At 33.9% G+C, this 16,807-nt stretch carries 15 protein-coding genes; 11 read left to right on the forward strand and 4 right to left on the reverse strand.

The genetic code is table 11. The annotated features are described in order from the left end of the window. The first annotated feature begins 1 nt into the window (after position 1). The 5 genes from mreC to ACODSI_RS05125 all read left to right on the forward strand — a co-directional run bounded on the left by mreC (position 2) and on the right by ACODSI_RS05125 (position 5,239). The gene (gene mreC / locus ACODSI_RS05105; RefSeq protein ID WP_488915770.1) at positions 2-829 is read left to right on the forward strand and encodes a rod shape-determining protein MreC; all 828 of its coding nucleotides are present in this window, start codon (positions 2-4) and stop codon (positions 827-829) included. Beyond that, entirely contained in the window at positions 822-1,328 is a 507-nt protein-coding gene (locus ACODSI_RS05110) for a rod shape-determining protein MreD (protein ID WP_488915771.1), read from the forward strand. The genes mreC and ACODSI_RS05110 overlap by 8 nt, the downstream gene beginning before the upstream one ends. Next, positions 1,325-3,301, forward strand: a complete 1,977-nt coding sequence (gene mrdA, locus ACODSI_RS05115) for a penicillin-binding protein 2 (RefSeq protein WP_488915772.1) — start codon at positions 1,325-1,327, stop codon at positions 3,299-3,301. Before ACODSI_RS05110 ends, mrdA begins: the two co-directional genes overlap by 4 nt. A gap of 10 nt (positions 3,302-3,311) precedes the next feature. Next, positions 3,312-4,577, forward strand: coding sequence for a rod shape-determining protein RodA (rodA, locus tag ACODSI_RS05120; RefSeq protein WP_488915773.1), 1,266 nt, complete (start codon positions 3,312-3,314; stop codon positions 4,575-4,577). A 146-nt stretch (positions 4,578-4,723) separates the two neighbouring features. Continuing rightward, positions 4,724-5,239 carry a hypothetical protein gene (locus ACODSI_RS05125; protein WP_488915774.1) on the forward strand — a complete coding sequence of 172 codons (516 nt, stop codon included), beginning with the start codon at positions 4,724-4,726 and terminating at the stop codon, positions 5,237-5,239. 34 nt (positions 5,240-5,273) lie between these two features. Here ACODSI_RS05125 and ACODSI_RS05130 read toward each other — a convergent pair whose 3' ends face one another. Continuing rightward, positions 5,274-7,550 (reverse strand): carboxy terminal-processing peptidase, encoded by a 2,277-nt coding sequence (locus ACODSI_RS05130; RefSeq protein WP_488915775.1) that lies wholly within the window; start codon positions 7,548-7,550, stop codon positions 5,274-5,276. A 155-nt stretch (positions 7,551-7,705) separates the two neighbouring features. Here ACODSI_RS05130 and surE point away from each other — a divergent pair, with 155 nt between their 5' ends. The 6 genes from surE (at position 7,706) to ACODSI_RS05160 (ending at position 12,729) form a co-directional block, all read left to right on the forward strand. Continuing rightward, complete coding sequence (gene surE, locus ACODSI_RS05135; protein ID WP_488915776.1) at positions 7,706-8,476, forward strand: 5'/3'-nucleotidase SurE; 771 nt, start codon at positions 7,706-7,708, stop codon at positions 8,474-8,476. Positions 8,477-8,491: 15 nt separating this feature from the next. Beyond that, the gene (locus ACODSI_RS05140; protein WP_488915777.1) at positions 8,492-8,764 is read left to right on the forward strand and encodes a hypothetical protein; all 273 of its coding nucleotides are present in this window, start codon (positions 8,492-8,494) and stop codon (positions 8,762-8,764) included. A 1-nt stretch (position 8,765) separates the two neighbouring features. Beyond that, positions 8,766-9,878, forward strand: a complete 1,113-nt coding sequence (lpxB, locus tag ACODSI_RS05145; RefSeq protein ID WP_488915778.1) for a lipid-A-disaccharide synthase — start codon at positions 8,766-8,768, stop codon at positions 9,876-9,878. After that, positions 9,875-10,375 (forward strand): C40 family peptidase, encoded by a 501-nt coding sequence (locus ACODSI_RS05150; protein ID WP_488915779.1) that lies wholly within the window; start codon positions 9,875-9,877, stop codon positions 10,373-10,375. Before lpxB ends, ACODSI_RS05150 begins: the two co-directional genes overlap by 4 nt. Before the next feature lie 79 nt (positions 10,376-10,454). Further along, positions 10,455-10,664 (forward strand): YgaP family membrane protein, encoded by a 210-nt coding sequence (locus ACODSI_RS05155; protein WP_488915780.1) that lies wholly within the window; start codon positions 10,455-10,457, stop codon positions 10,662-10,664. A 37-nt stretch (positions 10,665-10,701) separates the two neighbouring features. Beyond that, a complete protein-coding gene (locus tag ACODSI_RS05160) occupies positions 10,702-12,729 on the forward strand; it encodes a ComEC/Rec2 family competence protein (protein ID WP_488915781.1) in 2,028 nt (675 codons plus the stop codon). A 6-nt stretch (positions 12,730-12,735) separates the two neighbouring features. Here the strand turns inward: ACODSI_RS05160 and ACODSI_RS05165 are convergent, their stop codons facing one another. The 3 genes from ACODSI_RS05165 to ACODSI_RS05175 form a co-directional block, all read right to left on the reverse strand. Further along, positions 12,736-13,260, reverse strand: a complete 525-nt coding sequence (locus ACODSI_RS05165; RefSeq protein ID WP_488915782.1) for a thioredoxin family protein — start codon at positions 13,258-13,260, stop codon at positions 12,736-12,738. Positions 13,261-13,310: 50 nt separating this feature from the next. Further along, on the reverse strand, positions 13,311-14,822 hold the full coding sequence (locus ACODSI_RS05170; protein WP_488915783.1) for a peptide MFS transporter: 1,512 nt from the start codon (positions 14,820-14,822) through the stop codon (positions 13,311-13,313). A 73-nt stretch (positions 14,823-14,895) separates the two neighbouring features. Beyond that, positions 14,896-16,803, reverse strand: coding sequence for a peptide MFS transporter (locus ACODSI_RS05175; protein ID WP_488915784.1), 1,908 nt, complete (start codon positions 16,801-16,803; stop codon positions 14,896-14,898). Positions 16,804-16,807: the final 4 nt, after the last annotated feature.

The following is a 16,807-nucleotide window of genomic DNA, read 5'->3' on the forward strand; positions in this document are numbered from 1 at the left end:
GATGCAGCAAATATTTAATTTTATATTTAAAAACAGCTATCGTATGCTGTTTTTGCTGCTTATGGTAATAGCCTTATTGCTAACCGTTCAGTCGCATTCGTACCACAAAAGCAAAATCATTAGTTCTGCTAATTTCTTTACTGGTGGCGTCTATCAAATGACGAGCAATGTCGAGGGTTATTTTAATTTAAAAATACAAAACGAAGAACTCGCTAAAGAAAATGCGCGTTTAAAAAGTTTGTTGTTCAATATCAAAGACACCACTAAAGTTCCGAATTTAGATTCTATCAAAGGCGTTAAGAAAATTGATATTATCATTTCTAAAGTTATCAAGAACTCTTATAGCAATCAAGTAAACTTTTTAACACTTAATACTGGTTACAAGCAAGGCGTTAAACCCGAAATGGGCGTTATTAATAGTTTGGGAATTGTGGGCGTTGTTGAAAATACTTCAGCCAATTATTGTACGGTTTTGAGTATTCTTAATACCGAATCACCTATTAATGCTAAAATTAAAAAATCCAACCATATTGGATCATTAACTTGGAATGGCAAAAACACTGGCTTTGTTCAGTTGGTTGACGTTCCTAGATTAGCCTCAGTTCGAAAAGGTGATACCATTGTGACCGGAGCACAATCTACGATTTTTCCAGAAAATATTGGCATTGGAACAATAGACAAAATTTACATCGACAACCAAACGAATTTTTACACTATTGATGTAAAATTATTTAATGACATGACTAGTTTAGGCCATGTTTACATCATTAAAAATAAGGATAGAGACGAAATTTTAAATTTAGAAAAAAAGAACCAAAAGAATGAATAGTGCCATGTTATATAATATCGCCCGATTCATTTTGCTGCTTGCAGCACAAGTGATTATTTTCAATAATTTTAATTTTTTGGGATATATAAATCCGTTTCCCTACATTTTATTCATCATCCTTTACCCTGTAAACGGCAATAAATACGGATTGTTGGCAGCCAGCTTTTTTTTAGGATTGACCATGGATTTGTTTTGCAATTCAGGAGGTGTTCATGCCGCAGCTTGTTTGATGCTGGCCTACTTTAGACCCTCACTGTTCAAATTTTCGTTTGGACTAAGCTACGAATATCAAACGGTTCGATTGAACGACGTATTAACTCCAGAACGATTTTCTTTCATCCTTTTAGCGGTAATTATTCATCATTTATCACTATTTGTTTTAGAAGTATTTACCTTTGAATTCCTGTGGGATATCATTTTAAGAACCATTGTCAGTACTCTTTTTACTATTATAATTTGTATCTTAATAATTTACTTAATCAAGCCAAGTAAACGATGAGAAAAGCATTGCTCCCAGCTATTGTTATTATCACAGCATCTTTGTTGTTGATACGTCTCTTTTATTTACAAATTATAGATGATTCCTTCAAATTAAAGTCGGAAAACAACGCCATCAAAATTAAATATGACTACCCTGAAAGAGGTTACGTTTATGATCGATATGGTAAACTTTTAATCGCCAATCAGCCTTCTTATGACATTATGGTAATCCCAAAAGATGTTAAAGAAAAAGAAATGAATGTTGCCGAATTTTGCTCATTACTAGATATATCTGAGGAGTTTTTCAATGAAAAAATGAAAAAAGCAAAAGTTTACAGTCCGATGCTACCTTCTGTTTTTCTTCCTCAATTAAACAAAGTAGAATATGCAGCATTTCAAGAAAAAATTAGAAAATTTAGTGGTTTCTACATTCAAAAACGTTCGTTGAGAGATTACCAAGTTGACTATGGTGCCAATGTTTTTGGATTCATTACGCAAGTAAACGAAAAAATTGTAAAGAAAAACCCTTATTATGTGGGTGGAGATTTAATTGGTCGACAAGGAATTGAAGAGAGTTACGAAACTTTTTTAAGAGGTCAGAAAGGGGTTAAATACATTTTAAAAGATAAATTTAATCGTGAAATAGGCTCCTATAAAGAAGGAAAATACGATACTTTATCAAAACAAGGTGATGATTTAACCTTAACGATTGACAGTGAACTTCAAAAATATGGAGAAGAATTAATGGTCAACAAATGGGGTGGAATTGTTGCTATTGAGCCTAAAACAGGAGAAATTTTAGCACTTGTAAGTGCACCAGACTACAATCCAGCCTTGCTTGTTGGGAGAAAAAGATCGAAAAATTACACCCTTTTACACAACGATTCTATTGCAAAACCGTTATACGACAGAGGCCTTTTAGCAGAATATCCTCCAGGCTCTCCGTTTAAAATCTTAACCGCATTAGTAGCGCTTCAAGAAGGTGTTATCGACGAAAACACCACATTTGTTTGTCATCATGGTTTTAGTTATGCCAGAGGACGATTTATGAAATGTCACTGTCATGGTGGTCCAATGCAATTGCATAATGGTATTTATGAATCGTGTAACACCTATTTTGGTAATGTATACATTAAAACCATCAACAAATACAACAACCATTCCTATGCTGTAGATAAATGGAGTAATCACCTAAAAAGTTTTGGCTTAGGTGATTTTATGGGCTATGATCTACCAATTGGAAAAAGAGGAAAGATTCCTACTTCAAAAACCTATAAAAAGATTTATCCTGGTTGGAATTGGGATGGAAAAACTATTGTATCCAATGCAATTGGACAAGGAGAGGTGTTGATGACCCCCATTCAGTTAGCTAACTTAATGGCAACCGTTGCCAATCGAGGTTATTATTATACACCTCATATCGTTAAAAAAATTAAAGGTGAAGTTTTAGATAAAAAATTTAGAACCAAACACGTTACAACAATTGATCGAAAATATTTTGAACCCGTTATCAGCGGAATGTTTGATGTATACAATAAAGGTACTGCCTTTGGACTTGGAGTTGCTGGAATTGACATCTGTGGAAAAACAGGTACCGCCGAAAACTATTTGAAAGTAAACGGAAAACGTGTAAAGCTTCAAGATCACTCAATTTTTGTGGCATTCGCTCCAAAAGACAATCCCAAAATTGCCATTGCTGTATTTGTTGAAAATGGATATTGGGGTAAACGATGGGCTGGTCCAATTACAACGTTAATGATTGAAAAATATTTAAAACGTAAAATTACCCGTGTCGATTTTGAAAAACGAATGCTGGAAGGCAGTTTGAAAGATCAGTATAGTAAATTGTACCCAAAAAAACACCAAGATAGCATCTCAATCATTAACAACAAACTCAAAGATAGTTTGGCAAAAGTGAAGAACCGTAAAGATTCTATAAATGGTACCAAACCCAAAAAAGAAGTAAAAAAAGACACTATTAAAAAACAATAGTAGCCAAAAAATGAGAAATCAAAGTATAACAAGCAATATTGACTGGATAAGTGTTGCCATATACATTACGTTGGTCGTAATGGGTTGGTTGAACATTTATTCTTCGTCATTATCAACTGTAACCGGAGAATCCTCAATTTTTGATTTTACGCAAATCTATGGGAAACAATTTCTATTCATCTTACTAACAATTCCGATCATCTTTATTGTGGTTTCAGTGGAAGCAAAATTCTACGAAAAATATTCCATAATCATCTTTGCCATATCACTACTATCATTGGCAGGACTATTCATTTTTGGAAAAACAATAGCAGGCCAACGCTGTTGGTACGGATTTGGGAGTTTTACACTACAACCTTCAGAATTTGCAAAAGCAGCCACCGCCTTAGCCATCTCAAAATACTTGAGTGATGTGCAAGTAAATTTGAAAGATGTGAATCGTCAAATACAAGCCCTTATAGTAATTTTTCTTCCTGTAATGCTTATTCTACCACAACCCGATCCAGGAAGTGCTTTAATATACAGTATTTTCTTTGTGGTGCTTTTTAGAGAAGGTTTACCAGGCTGGTACCTGATGACAGGTTTCATCGCAATCATTTTATTTGTATTGACTTTGGCAACCAATAATCCATTTATCGTAATTGGATTGACCGCAATAGTACTTGTTATCAATTACTTTAGAAGTCGACTAGTGGACCGAAACATCATTGCTAGTTTGATTATGCTGATCATTATTTCAGGATTTTCCTTCTCGGTAAATTATGTCTTCAACAACGTTTTTAAGCAACATCACAGAGATCGATTCAATATTCTTTTGGGAAAAGAAGTTGATATGAAAGGCATCGGATACAACACCAATCAATCGGAAATAGCTATTGGTTCTGGTGGCTGGTTTGGGAAAGGATACTTGGAAGGGACGCAAACTAAAGGTGGATTCGTTCCCGAACAACATACCGATTACATTTTTACTACCGTTGGTGAAGAATGGGGGTTTTTAGGCTCTGTATTTGTAATTGGTCTATTTGTAGCTTTAATTTTAAGAATTGTGTATTTAGCCGAACGGCAAAAAACTAAGTTCAGTAGGGTTTATGGTTATTGTGCTGCTGGTATTTTGTTCATTCACTTCTTTGTAAATATCGCCATGGTTGTTGGCGTCTTTCCTACTATTGGCGTACCACTACCCTTCTTTTCTTATGGAGGGTCCGGACTTTGGGGCTTTACTATATTGCTTTTTATCTTCCTAAAAATGGATGCCAACAAAGTAAATGAGTGGTAATCCTTCATTCAAACTACATTAAGAAAATACTGTAGAAAAAATTAGACAATAAAGTTCTTTATTTCTAGTTGATTTTTAGTTAATTTTATAGTTCATTAAAATTTCTTTATTTAATAATAATAACCCTAAAATCAACAATCATGAAAATGAAAATAATCCTGTCGACAATCCTACTTTTTAGTTTTCACAATTATTACGCTCAGGAAACTATTGTAAAAGATTCTTCAAAAACTCCAGCAATCGATTTGGAACAACAAAAGTCTAATGAAAAAGAACTTTTAGAACAGCAATTAAAACAGCAAAAGCAGGCGTTAAAACAACAAGAAGCGGCTGCTGAGAAAATAGAACAAGCAGAGAAAGATGCCAAAAGAGTTGAAAAAGAGCAAAACAAACTTGAAAAAGAACAAAAGAAGTTTGAAAAAGAACAAAAACGAATTAAAAATGCTCAAGAAGATGTAGAAAAATATCAAAATAAAATTGAAAAAGAAACCAAGAATTTAGAGAAGATGCAGGCTAAATTTGAAAAAGCCAAATCTAAAGGAAAGCTTTCACCTGTAGAGATTGAAAAAGGAAATGTTGATATTACTAAACAACAACTAAAAATAAAAGAAGCGCAAGAAGACTTAGAAAAAGCGCAAAAGAAATTGAAAAAATTAAACTAATAAAAAAGGCTCCAATATTTGGAGCCTTTTTTATTTATGATTTAATTGCTTTTTCTTTTTTCAGTTTGGTACTTAATTCTTTTTTGGGAGCACCATTTTGTAAATCATCCAATACATGAATGGCTTCTTCAACATAAATATCTTTAGACAAACTTTCGTGCCATCTGTCACGTTTTTCTTTAAGCGTAACATCTTTTTTCATTTGATCTTCTTCATACGCCAGCGATTTGAATTTTAAAGTATTACTATAATCTGCAATCGATTTGTATTTTTTGTTAGTATCCTCTAATTGCTTTTGCTCTTGTTTAAATTTGTCAATTTGAAGACTGTACACATTCTCTTCATTTCGTTCTTGACGCCATTTTGCATTTTCATCAATCAATTTCATTTGAGAGTTATTTTCAATTCGTTTTCTGCTATTTGCAATGGCCAAATCAAAATTTTGTTGTTTGTCCCACAACTTATAATCCGCAGCATCAATTTTATCCCAAGGCATAGCATTGTCTACATCTTTTTCACCCATTTTTAGATAAGCATAACTATCAGGCATCACAATATCACTTTTAACACCTTCCAACTGCGTAGAACCACCATTAATTCTATAAAATTTTTGAGTAGTTGTTTTCAAAGCACCCAAATCACCTAAAGTATTTCCTCTCACAAACTGATTCAAATCGATTACATTTTGAACAGTTCCTTTACCATACGTCTGTTTGCTTCCAATGATAACCGCACGTTTGTAATCTTGCATTGCCGCTGCTAAAATCTCTGAAGCCGAAGCCGAGAATTCATTGGTCATAATCACCAATGGACCATCCCACTCCACTTTTGGATCTTTATCAGTTAGTACTTCTTTTCTGCCTGCAGATGATTTTACTTGTACTATTGGACCTTGTTCGATAAACAAACCTCCGATATCAACCACTGTTTTCAACGAACCTCCACCATTATCCCTCACGTCCATGATGATGCCCTGAACACCTTCTTTTTTCAAACGCTCTACTTCAATAGCTACGTCTTTACCAGCATCTCTACTGTCTTTGTTTTCAAAATCGATATAGAATTTTGGCAAATAAATAATGCCGTATTTCACGCCATTTTTCTCAACAATACTTGATTTAGCATAGGTTTCTTCAATTTCAACCTCATCTCTGATGATCGAAATTACTTTGATAGAACCATCTGTTTTTTTAACGGTTAAACGAACTTCAGTTCCTTTTGGTCCTTTAATCTTCTTAACTACATCGTCCAAGCGCATTCCAACCACATCCACTGGGTCTTTATCGCCTTGTGCTACTTTCAATACAATATCACCCGATTCCAATTCTTTTTCTCTCCAAGCTGGACCACCCGAAATCAATTCTGTAATTTCGGTGTAATCATTTTTCTTTTGAAGTCTAGCGCCAATTCCTTCTAATTTACCGCTCATACTCACATCAAAACGCTCTTTTTCATCAGGAGCGAAATACGAAGTATGCGGATCAAAACGCGAAGCAATGGCATTTACATAAACCGAAAACCAATCTTCTCGATCTAGTTCTTTACTGATAAAAGCAAAATTGTCATCTAACGATTTAAGCGTGCTTTCACGAGTTTCTTTTTCAAGTTGATCGTAAGGTTTTATTTGAAAATTGTCTGCTTTATTTAAACTCTCTTTGAATTTATCTTCTGCCTCTTTCGTTAATTTATCGCCTTGTTTCGCTCTAAACTCTTTTAATTTTTCTTCTGGCGTTTTATTCTTATTTTTAACAATATCGTCCTGAATTTTTTGTTTTTCCACCAAAGAAGCTAAAGTCGATAACTTTACTTGTTTTCTCCAACGTTCCTTTAACTCAGCTACATTTTTACAATAAGGTGCTTTTTCATAATCGGTATTGATTTCTTCATTAACCGAGTAGTCAATTGGATTTTCTAGAGCTACTTTATAATAATTTTTACATTCGTCCATGCGTTTCATCAAACGAGCATAGGTCAAGTCAAAAAAGGTAAGGTCTTTATTTTTAATTTGATCGTCTATTTGTGTTTCATATTTGGAAAACTCATCGATATCCGATTGTAAAAAGAATCGTTTTGATGGATCTAATGCCGTCACATAATCTTTATAAATCCCTTTTGAAAAAGCATCATCTATAGCCGCTGGATTGTAATGTCCTTTCTCTATAACATACGTTAGAAGTTCAAGCAGAAGCTTGTCTTTTTCAGGATCACTTCCTTTAGATTTTGGCATAAAACTCCACAAACCAACAGAAAGTGCTACTACAACTAGTATTATTTTATAATTTCTTTTCATAAATTGAAGAATTGCATTCATTAATTTTTTGTCTAAAATACATAAAAAACTATGCCATTAAAATGGTGTTGCGCATAATTTTTTGTTAAAACCATCGTTCGGTTTCAAAGTTATAAAAATTGTATCGGAATAAGTCGCAAAATAATTACTTTTGTTACACTAATCCAAAGCTACACATGTCTAAAAAACCTTTAATTCTTATTACCAATGACGACGGAATATCGGCACCTGGTATACGTGCTTTAATTGCAGTTATGAGTGAAATAGGTGATGTAGTGGTTGTGGCACCCGACAGTCCGCAGAGTGCCATGGGACATGCCATTACCATCAACAATACCTTACATTTGAATAAAATTTCCGCAGATAACGCACCTATTACCGAATACAGTTGCTCGGGAACACCAGTAGATTGTGTGAAAATGGCTGTGAACGAAATCCTAAAACAAAAACCCGATTTGTGTGTTTCTGGCGTAAATCATGGATCGAATTCTTCTATAAATGTAATTTATTCGGGTACGATGAGTGCTGCTGTTGAAGCCGGAATTGAAGGCATACCCGCCATCGGATTTTCGTTACTAGACTACAATTGGAATGCCGATTTTGAACCCATCAAACCGTTTATCAAAACAATTGCGTTACAAGTTTTAGAAAATGGTTTGCCTGATGGAACGATTCTGAATGTCAATTTTCCAAAATTAAAAACCGAAGACATCAAAGGAATAAAAATATGCCGCCAAGCCAAAGCCATGTGGCAAGAAAAATTTGACAAACGCGTTACGCCTTTCGGCAAAGAATACTATTGGCTTACTGGAGAATTTGTGAACTTAGACAAAGGCGAAGACACTGACGAATGGGCACTGGCACATCATTACATTTCCATTGTGCCAGTTCATTACGATTTGACAGCACATCACGCTATTCAAACATTGAATACCTGGGAATTTTAATTTTAGATCTAAAAAATGAAGAAAACAGATGTACTAATTGGGTTTTGTATTGGAATTATAGCCGCATTTTTGGGAGTTATTAGTATCGTATTGGCCTTGACCAAGTTCCGGTCTTTTTCCGATCTACAATACATTAAAGCAGAAGGCCTTTTGGGAAAAGTTATTACGTTGGGAGCCATTCTAAACGTAATTATCTTCTTCATTTTATTAAAAAAAAACAAAGAAGTAATGGCACGCGGCGTTGTGCTGGCAACCATTACATTAGCAATACTAACACTATTTATTTAATATGAAGTATTACATCATAGCCGGCGAAGCGTCTGGAGATTTACACGGTTCCAATTTGATGAAGGCGTTGTATCAAGAAGATGCTAATGCGGATATTCGTTTTTGGGGTGGCGATTTAATGCAACAAGCTGGTGGAACTTTAGTCAAACATTACCGTGAACTTGCTTTTATGGGATTTGCGGAAGTAGTTTTGAATTTGAAAACGATTTTAAATAACATTAAATTTTGTAAAGCCGATATTGAAAAATTCCATCCAGACGTAATCATTTTTATTGATTATCCCGGATTTAATATGCGTATTGCAAAATGGGCCAAAGAGAGGGGTATTAAAACGCATTATTACATTTCACCTCAAATTTGGGCATGGAAAGAAAGTCGAATAAAAGACATCAAACGAGATTTTGACAAATTGTATGTCATCTTGCCATTTGAAAAAGATTTTTACGAAAAGAAACATCATTTTCCAGTGGAATTTGTGGGTCATCCATTAATCGATGCCATTCACAATAGAACCACCTCCAATTCGGTTTCTTTTAGAACTGAAAATAATCTTGACGAAAAACCAATCATTGCAATACTTCCAGGCAGTCGCAAGCAAGAAATTTCTAAAATGCTGACCTTAATGCTGAGTGTTGTGGATGATTTTTCTGAGTATCAATTTGTAATTGCAGGCGCACCAAGTCAGGAATACGCTTTTTACGAAACCTTTTTAAAAGGAAAAAACATCAAATTTGTAGCCAACAAAACCTACGATTTATTATCAAATGCTCATGCGGCTTTGGTTACATCTGGAACAGCAACTCTAGAAACGGCACTATTTAAAGTTCCCGAAGTGGTATGTTATAAAGGAAGTTGGGTTTCCTATCAAATAGCCAAACGCATCATCACGCTAAAATACATTTCGTTAGTCAATTTAATAATGGACGAAGAAGTAGTAACCGAGTTGATTCAAAACGAATGCAATCCGAAACGAATAAAAGCTGAATTAACTAAGATTTTAGACCAAAACCATCGAAAATCATTATTGAAAAAATACGAGGAGTTGGAACAAAAACTTGGCGGAATGGGCGCCAGTGAAAAAACAGCAAAATTAATTATAAGCGATATTCTGTGAGATTTTTAAAATACATTTTTTGCACGGCACTGATTTCGATGTTGTTGATCTCGTGTAAATCGACATCAACCATACGAACCTCCAAAAAAGAAACCAGTTCAAAAGAAGTAAGCCGACAAGCAAAACAAGTCATTGAAGAAGCTAGTGAAAATCTTGGAAGTCCTTACAAAGCAGGTGGCATCGACAAAAAAGGATTTGATTGTTCTGGATTGGTTTTTATGAGTTTCAAAAAAATTGACATTTCACTTCCAAGAAAATCGATTGACATGTCGAAAACCGGTCGGGTTATCAGTAAAAATGACATTCGAAAAGGCGATTTAATCTTTTTTAAAACCAACGGAAAAAGCGAAATTAATCATGTTGGATTAGTCGTTGACGTTAATGACGATGAAATTAAGTTCATACATTCTTCCTCACAATTGGGTGTAATTATTTCTTCAACCAAAGAACCCTACTACGGGAAATCATTTGCGCAAGCCAATAGAATAATTGAATGATTTATGTAACTTTTGTTACTTCAAATACAATTATTACCTCCTACCTTTGATGGTAATTAGTAATTTAATGCTATCAATTATGAAAAAAAATATGGGTAGTGCCGACAAGTTGATTCGGTTAATGGTTGCCGCAATAATTGTTGTTTTATATTTTATGGGCATCCTTTCTGGAACCCTAGGAATTGTTTTCTTGGTAATAGCAGCAGTTTTCGCTGTTACCAGTTTTGTGAGTTTTTGTCCGCTTTATGTTCCTTTTGGATTTAGTACAGCTGCCAAACAAAAAAAATAATTTTGTAGGACGTTTCTTTTTTAATACTTTTATGATAATGAAAGTATTACAATTTCCTTTAATTAAAATTACGGGTTGTTTTGTATTGGGCATTTTTGTTGCCCATCATACAAATCCTCCTTTTCTATGGACCTTAATTGGCCTTATGATTGGTCTTTCTCTTTTAGTAATTTCTTACTTTATTTCTAAAATAAAATTGAGTTTTAGCTTTGATTTTTTAGCGTTAACTACTTCCTTTTTTCTTGGAATTTTTACTTTGACAAACAGTAATCAAACGTTAGATTCCAATCATTATATCCATCATTTAACCGCTAATAAAGCTGAGTATACGTCGGAAGTTGTAGTTAAAGAAAAACTCAAAAACACAGGAAACAACGATCGATATGTAGTCAACATGATCCAATTGAACGGAAAAAGTAGCTACGGAAAAATTATCCTAAATATTAGAAAAGAAACTGCCAAACCTACTATCGAAATTGGCTCGCATCTTAAAGTGTTTGGTTCATTGTATAAAAACAGAGCACCAAACAACCCAAATCAATTTGATTATGGTAGTTATTTGGAAAACCAACAAATTTATGCTCAGTTGTATGCCGATGCCAATGACATCAAAATAAATCCAAATATTGACAAAAATATTTTTTATTACGCGAGTAGATTGCGAAATAAAATCATACAAAATTTAGAAAAAAATCACTTTAGCAAATCGGAGTTGAGTGTTGTTGTAGCGCTGATTTTAGGGCAACAACAAGATATTTCACCCGAAATAGTTCGCGATTATCAATACGCTGGTGCTGTGCATGTGTTGTCTGTTTCTGGATTGCACGTTGGCTTTATTTTACTCTTTATCACTTTTCTGTTAAAGCCTTTTCCTAACACTAAAAGTGCCTTATTAATAAAACTTATCATTGTAATATTATCTTTATGGGCTTTCGGAATCTTGGCTGGTTTAGCACCATCTGTGGTGCGTTCTGTTACCATGTTTTCGTTTGTAGCAATTGGAATGCACTTGCGCAGAAGCATTAACATTTACAATACCTTAGCCGTTTCAGCTTTTCTTATTTTGCTGTTCCAACCATCATTTCTATTCGAGATTGGTTTTCAATTGAGTTACATAGCCTTGTTCTTTATCGTATGGCTACAGCCACTACTTAGTGCTATTTGGAAACCAAAATATAAAATCACCGCCTATTTTTGGGACATCATCACGGTTTCTTTTGCGGCCCAAATTGGAACACTGCCCTTGAGTATTTACTATTTTCATCAGTTTCCTGGATTGTTTTTTGTAACCAATTTGGTTATACTTCCAGGAATGTCGTTAATTCTCGGATTGGGAGTTATCGTTATGGTAATGGCTGCATTCGATTTTGTGTGGATGCCCTTATTAAATTTGTTAGAATGGAGCATTGGGTTATTGAATAAAACTATTGCTTGGATAGCATCGTTTGAGAATTTTATTTTAAAAGATATCTCCTTTAATTCTTATATGATGTGGAGTTGTTATCTGCTCATTTTTAGTTGGATAATTTGGATAAAAAAACCTACTTATAAAAAATTAGTTCTTAGTTCATGTACGATAATACTATTGCAATTAGTGACTTTTGAAGCCAATTATTCCAATCAAAACAAAATTGAATTTATAGTTTTTAGTAAAAAGAAAAACACGATTATCACAGAAAGACTGGGCAACAACGTAACGCTATTCAGCAATGACAGCATCTTGAAAACTGCCAGCGATAATTTGGCTTTAAAATCGTATTTAGTGGCAAACTTTTGCCGCGTAAACAAGAAAAAAGACTTGACTAATACCTATTATTTTAAAGGTAAAAAGATATTGTTGTTGGATAATTCGGCAACCTATCCTCAGGAAGCAAAACCTGATGTTGTCATCCTTACCAATTCGCCAAAAATAAACTTGGAGCGTATTTTTAAAACCCATAAACCCGAACAAATTGTAGCTGATGCCTCCAACTTTAAAAGCTATATTAAAACCTGGAAAGCTACTTGTGTTAAAGAAAAAATCCCTTTTCATGACACTGCAGAAAAGGGATTTTATAAATTGTAAGTACGATTATTTTTTCTTCGCTTTTTTCTTTTTTGCTTTTTTAACCGGTTCTGGCTTTGGGTCTGGGACATATTTTGCAATAATGGAATTCGCGCCTTCCAACCATTTAGCAGGACCACCAGCGACATAACCTGTGCTGCCTAACTGTTCAAAATTTGTTTTTCCATCGGCAACTGTTGGCTTTACAAACCATACCGTTGGATACCCTTGCACTCGAAACATTTGTTGCATTTGATTGTTTTGCAATTTAATTTCATCCGATTGCGGTGTTCTTCTTGGAAAATCAAGCTCTACTAAAATTGCGTGATCTTTTGCCCAAGCGATAAACTCTGGAGTTTTAAAAACTTCATTTTGTAAACGTATGCACCAACCACACCAATCGCTACCCGTAAAAAACAAAAACAAAGGTTTTTGCTCTTGACGTGAAGCTTCAACAGCTTTATTTAAATCGGTATACCAAGTTAATCCTTCTTGCGCTTTTGCTGTCATCCCTGAGACAACCAACAATAAAATTAAAATTATTTTTTTCATCTTTTTTATTTTTTACAAATATATATAAAATCAGAAACTAAAATTGTCAGTTACTTTACTTCCTGCATTAGTTTTTTAATTAATGGTGAAATTACTATTAAAATTACACCAGCGATTAGTGCATAAATAGCTAATAACTTATACCCATCTGCATATACGATTAATTTATCTGCATTGGATGCATGTTCAGAAGCTTTTGCAATATTGGCTCCAAGTAAACCTGCAAAATATTGACCATAAGAACTTGCCAAAAACCACATACCCATGATGACTGCCTGTGTTTTTTGTGGTGAAAGTTTGGTCATAGCGCTCATTCCAATAGGTGACAAACACAATTCTCCAAACGTAATCACAAACCATCCGAAGGTAAATAAATCTAGAGAAGTTTTTCCAGATGCATCTGCAAAAAACTTGGTATAATAAAACACATAAAATCCGAGCGCTAGAAATAAAAACGATAAACCAAATTTTATCATCGTATTTGGTTCTATTTTTCGGGCTGCCATCCACAACCAAACCATGCCCACTAATGCTGCAAATATGATGACAAACAACGAATTTGCCGAATTATTAACTCCATTTGGGTCTAAATGAATGCCCAGAACAGTCGTATTTAAATTATCTGCTGCAAAAGCACTTAACGAACCGCCACTTTGTTCAAAAAAAGCCCAAAAAACAATTGAAAACAACATAAATATTAATGCTGCAATTAACTTTTTATTTTGAGCTAATGAGAAATTTCTCATTTCATAAACTAAATATAAGATGGCAATTGGCCCAATGGCATACATAAAATAGTCGGTGTATTTAGTATTTGAAACCATTACAATAATTATTGGAATGATTAAAATTGACCCAACATACGTAACTATTTCATAGAATTTTCTCTTACCTTTTTCCAGATGCATTAAAGGTGACAAACCTATTTCCCCTAAACTTTTTTGAGTTTGAGTAAAGGTCAACAAACTAATAATCATCACTACAGCGGCAAAACCAAAAGCAAAATTCCATCGCAAATTTTCTGGAATCCATCGAGCAAACATTTCTCCTTTTCCAACTGCAATACATATGTAGCCACCAATAAGCGCTCCTAAATTGACTCCTGCATAAAATAACGAGAAACCAGCATCTCGTCTGTTATCATTATCATTATATAATTTTCCTACCATTGACGAAATATTAGGTTTGAAAAATCCAGTGCCTACAATTGTAAAACTTACGCCTAAAAAAAAGTATTGTTTAGGATCAAAAGCCAGAATAAAACTGCCCAAAATCATCAATAAACCACCCCAAAAAAGCGATTTTCTAAACCCGAAAATTTTATCTGCAAATAGTCCTCCGATAAAAGTAAAGGCATAAACCCAAGCTTGAGTGGCGCCATATTGCAAATTAGCCAAGTCATCTTTCATGAATAATTGGTGTACCATAAAATAGTACAACATACCGCGCATACCATAAAAACTAAAGCGTTCCCACATTTCACTGAAAAACAAGTACCACAGTTGTTTTGGGTATTTGCCTTTAAAATTTTGAATTTGTTCTAACGTTTGATTTTGTTCCATTGTGTTTTATATAAAAGGCAAACCTGCAAGGATTTCTTGCAGGTTTGAAAGGTATAAAAATATTTTAAATAGATTAATTAACTCCGTGCATCATTTTTTTCAACTTGGGAGAAATCAACGCTAATATTGTTCCTGCAATTCCGCATAGAACCACAAATACCATGAAGAATTCGTATAAGTTTTTAATTGTAAAACTCGCAAATTTTGGATATTCAACAGAAATTACTTTTTTATCTTTAATCAAATCAAATTCCGCTTTAGTGAAAGTAGTATCTTGAGCTTTGAAATTATTAACAAAAGGCACTTTGTTTTTTTCTGCTAAATCTTTTTGACTTTTAAGTTCAGCAATTTTTTTGATTCTTTTGTCTACATTTAGTTTATATAATTCTGATTTCTCTTTATCAATTTTAGCAATTTGCAATTGAGCTAAAGCGTATAATTGTTGACCATCAGCAACTTTTTTATTATCTAAAATTGATTGCAAATCGATATTTTGCTTTTCAGCAGCAATAAATTTATCTCCGGTTGCAGGCATAATTGCTCCCAAAGTTCCAGCTAAGGCATAACCAGCGGCATTAGCTATAAAGAAAACTCCGTATAATAAAGATGAGAAACGTTTAGGCGCTAATTTACTCACCAATGAAAGTCCAATTGGAGACAAACACAATTCACCAGCAGTTTGAATTAAGTATAATAAAATCAACCATTTAACAGCCAACATTCCGCTTGACCCTAAATCTTTTACATTGTGTGCAATAATAAAATAACTTATTGCAATTAAGAAAAGTCCTATAGCTTGTTTTAAAGGAGAAACTGGTTCTTTACCAGAAGCTCTCAATTTGTCCCAAAGAATACTAAACGGAACAGCCATAATCACAACAAACAATCCATTAAAAATTTGCACCATAGAAGCTGGCATTTCCCATCCGAAAAAATGTCTATCTGTTTGATTAGATGCAATAAAAGTTAACGATGAACCAGCTTGTTCAAAAGCAGCCCAGAAGAAAATAATGAAGAATGATACAATATAAATTACAAAAATTCTATCTTTTTCAACTTTAGTAATTGAAGTATCCGATACGATTAAAGTTGCCAATGCAATTCCAGCACCATAAATAAAAGGATAGATAAGTCCCTTTACAAGTGTACCCATATCAAAATTAGTGATACCGAATTCACCTACAAGTAAATATCTAAATACAAAAAACATAGCCACAAAAACACCCAGTGCTAAGTAGATTGAAGAAGATTTAAAATCAGCTTTTTGCGCTTCTCCTTCTTCAAAATCTTCAGAAGTATTGTGCTTTGGCAATCCTCCAATAGGTCTTCCTTCTGGAGTTACTACATATTTATTTTTCAAGAAAAAGAATACTAAAGTACCCATAAACATAGCTCCAGAAGCAGCTAGGAATCCCCATTTGAATGCGAATGGATCTTGAACACCGTTTACTTTAACATCTCCAATAATTGGGCAAATAAATTGTCCTAAGAAAGCACCTAAATTGATACCCATATAGAAAATGGTAAACGCTGTATCCAATTTAGATTTCTCTTGTTTTGGATATAGACTTCCTACCATTGAAGAAATATTAGGCTTGAAGAATCCATTCCCAAAAATAATAATAAACAATCCCAACCACATCATGGTTTTAGCAAGATCTAAATTAGTACTAAAAGCGGTTGCACTAAAGAACAAAAATAATTGGCCAATACCCATTAACAATCCTCCAAGTAAAATACAATTTCTGTTTCCTAAAAATCTATCTGAAACAAAACCTCCTAACATTGGTGTTAGATAGCATAAAGCTAAAAACCCACCGTAAAAAATAGCGGAATCGGATTCAAGATATTTCAAAGAATTAACCATGAAAAGAGCCAACAATGCTCGCATCCCATAGAAGTTAAATCGTTCCCACATTTCGGTTCCGAACAATACCCAAAGTCCTTTTGGATGTCCTGTATTTACTTTAGTTTCACTCATAGTA

The organism is Flavobacterium sp. FG139, from assembly GCF_057809695.1.

Bases quoted from the DNA above. Each gene is read 5' to 3' on its own strand.
- ACODSI_RS05175 (WP_488915784.1), bottom strand. From the start codon at position 16,803: ATGAGTGAAACTAAAGTAAATACAGGACATCCAAAAGGACTTTGGGTA.
- ACODSI_RS05155 (WP_488915780.1), top strand. From the start codon at position 10,455: ATGAAAAAAAATATGGGTAGTGCCGACAAGTTGATTCGGTTAATGGTT.
- mrdA (WP_488915772.1), top strand. From the start codon at position 1,325: ATGAGAAAAGCATTGCTCCCAGCTATTGTTATTATCACAGCATCTTTG.
- ACODSI_RS05160 (WP_488915781.1), top strand. From the start codon at position 10,702: ATGAAAGTATTACAATTTCCTTTAATTAAAATTACGGGTTGTTTTGTA.
- lpxB (WP_488915778.1), top strand. From the start codon at position 8,766: ATGAAGTATTACATCATAGCCGGCGAAGCGTCTGGAGATTTACACGGT.
- ACODSI_RS05140 (WP_488915777.1), top strand. From the start codon at position 8,492: ATGAAGAAAACAGATGTACTAATTGGGTTTTGTATTGGAATTATAGCC.
- ACODSI_RS05165 (WP_488915782.1), bottom strand. From the start codon at position 13,260: ATGAAAAAAATAATTTTAATTTTATTGTTGGTTGTCTCAGGGATGACA.
- ACODSI_RS05125 (WP_488915774.1), top strand. From the start codon at position 4,724: ATGAAAATAATCCTGTCGACAATCCTACTTTTTAGTTTTCACAATTAT.
- ACODSI_RS05170 (WP_488915783.1), bottom strand. From the start codon at position 14,822: ATGGAACAAAATCAAACGTTAGAACAAATTCAAAATTTTAAAGGCAAA.
- mreC (WP_488915770.1), top strand. From the start codon at position 2: ATGCAGCAAATATTTAATTTTATATTTAAAAACAGCTATCGTATGCTG.
- ACODSI_RS05130 (WP_488915775.1), bottom strand. From the start codon at position 7,550: ATGAATGCAATTCTTCAATTTATGAAAAGAAATTATAAAATAATACTA.
- rodA (WP_488915773.1), top strand. From the start codon at position 3,312: ATGAGAAATCAAAGTATAACAAGCAATATTGACTGGATAAGTGTTGCC.
- surE (WP_488915776.1), top strand. From the start codon at position 7,706: ATGTCTAAAAAACCTTTAATTCTTATTACCAATGACGACGGAATATCG.
- ACODSI_RS05110 (WP_488915771.1), top strand. From the start codon at position 822: ATGAATAGTGCCATGTTATATAATATCGCCCGATTCATTTTGCTGCTT.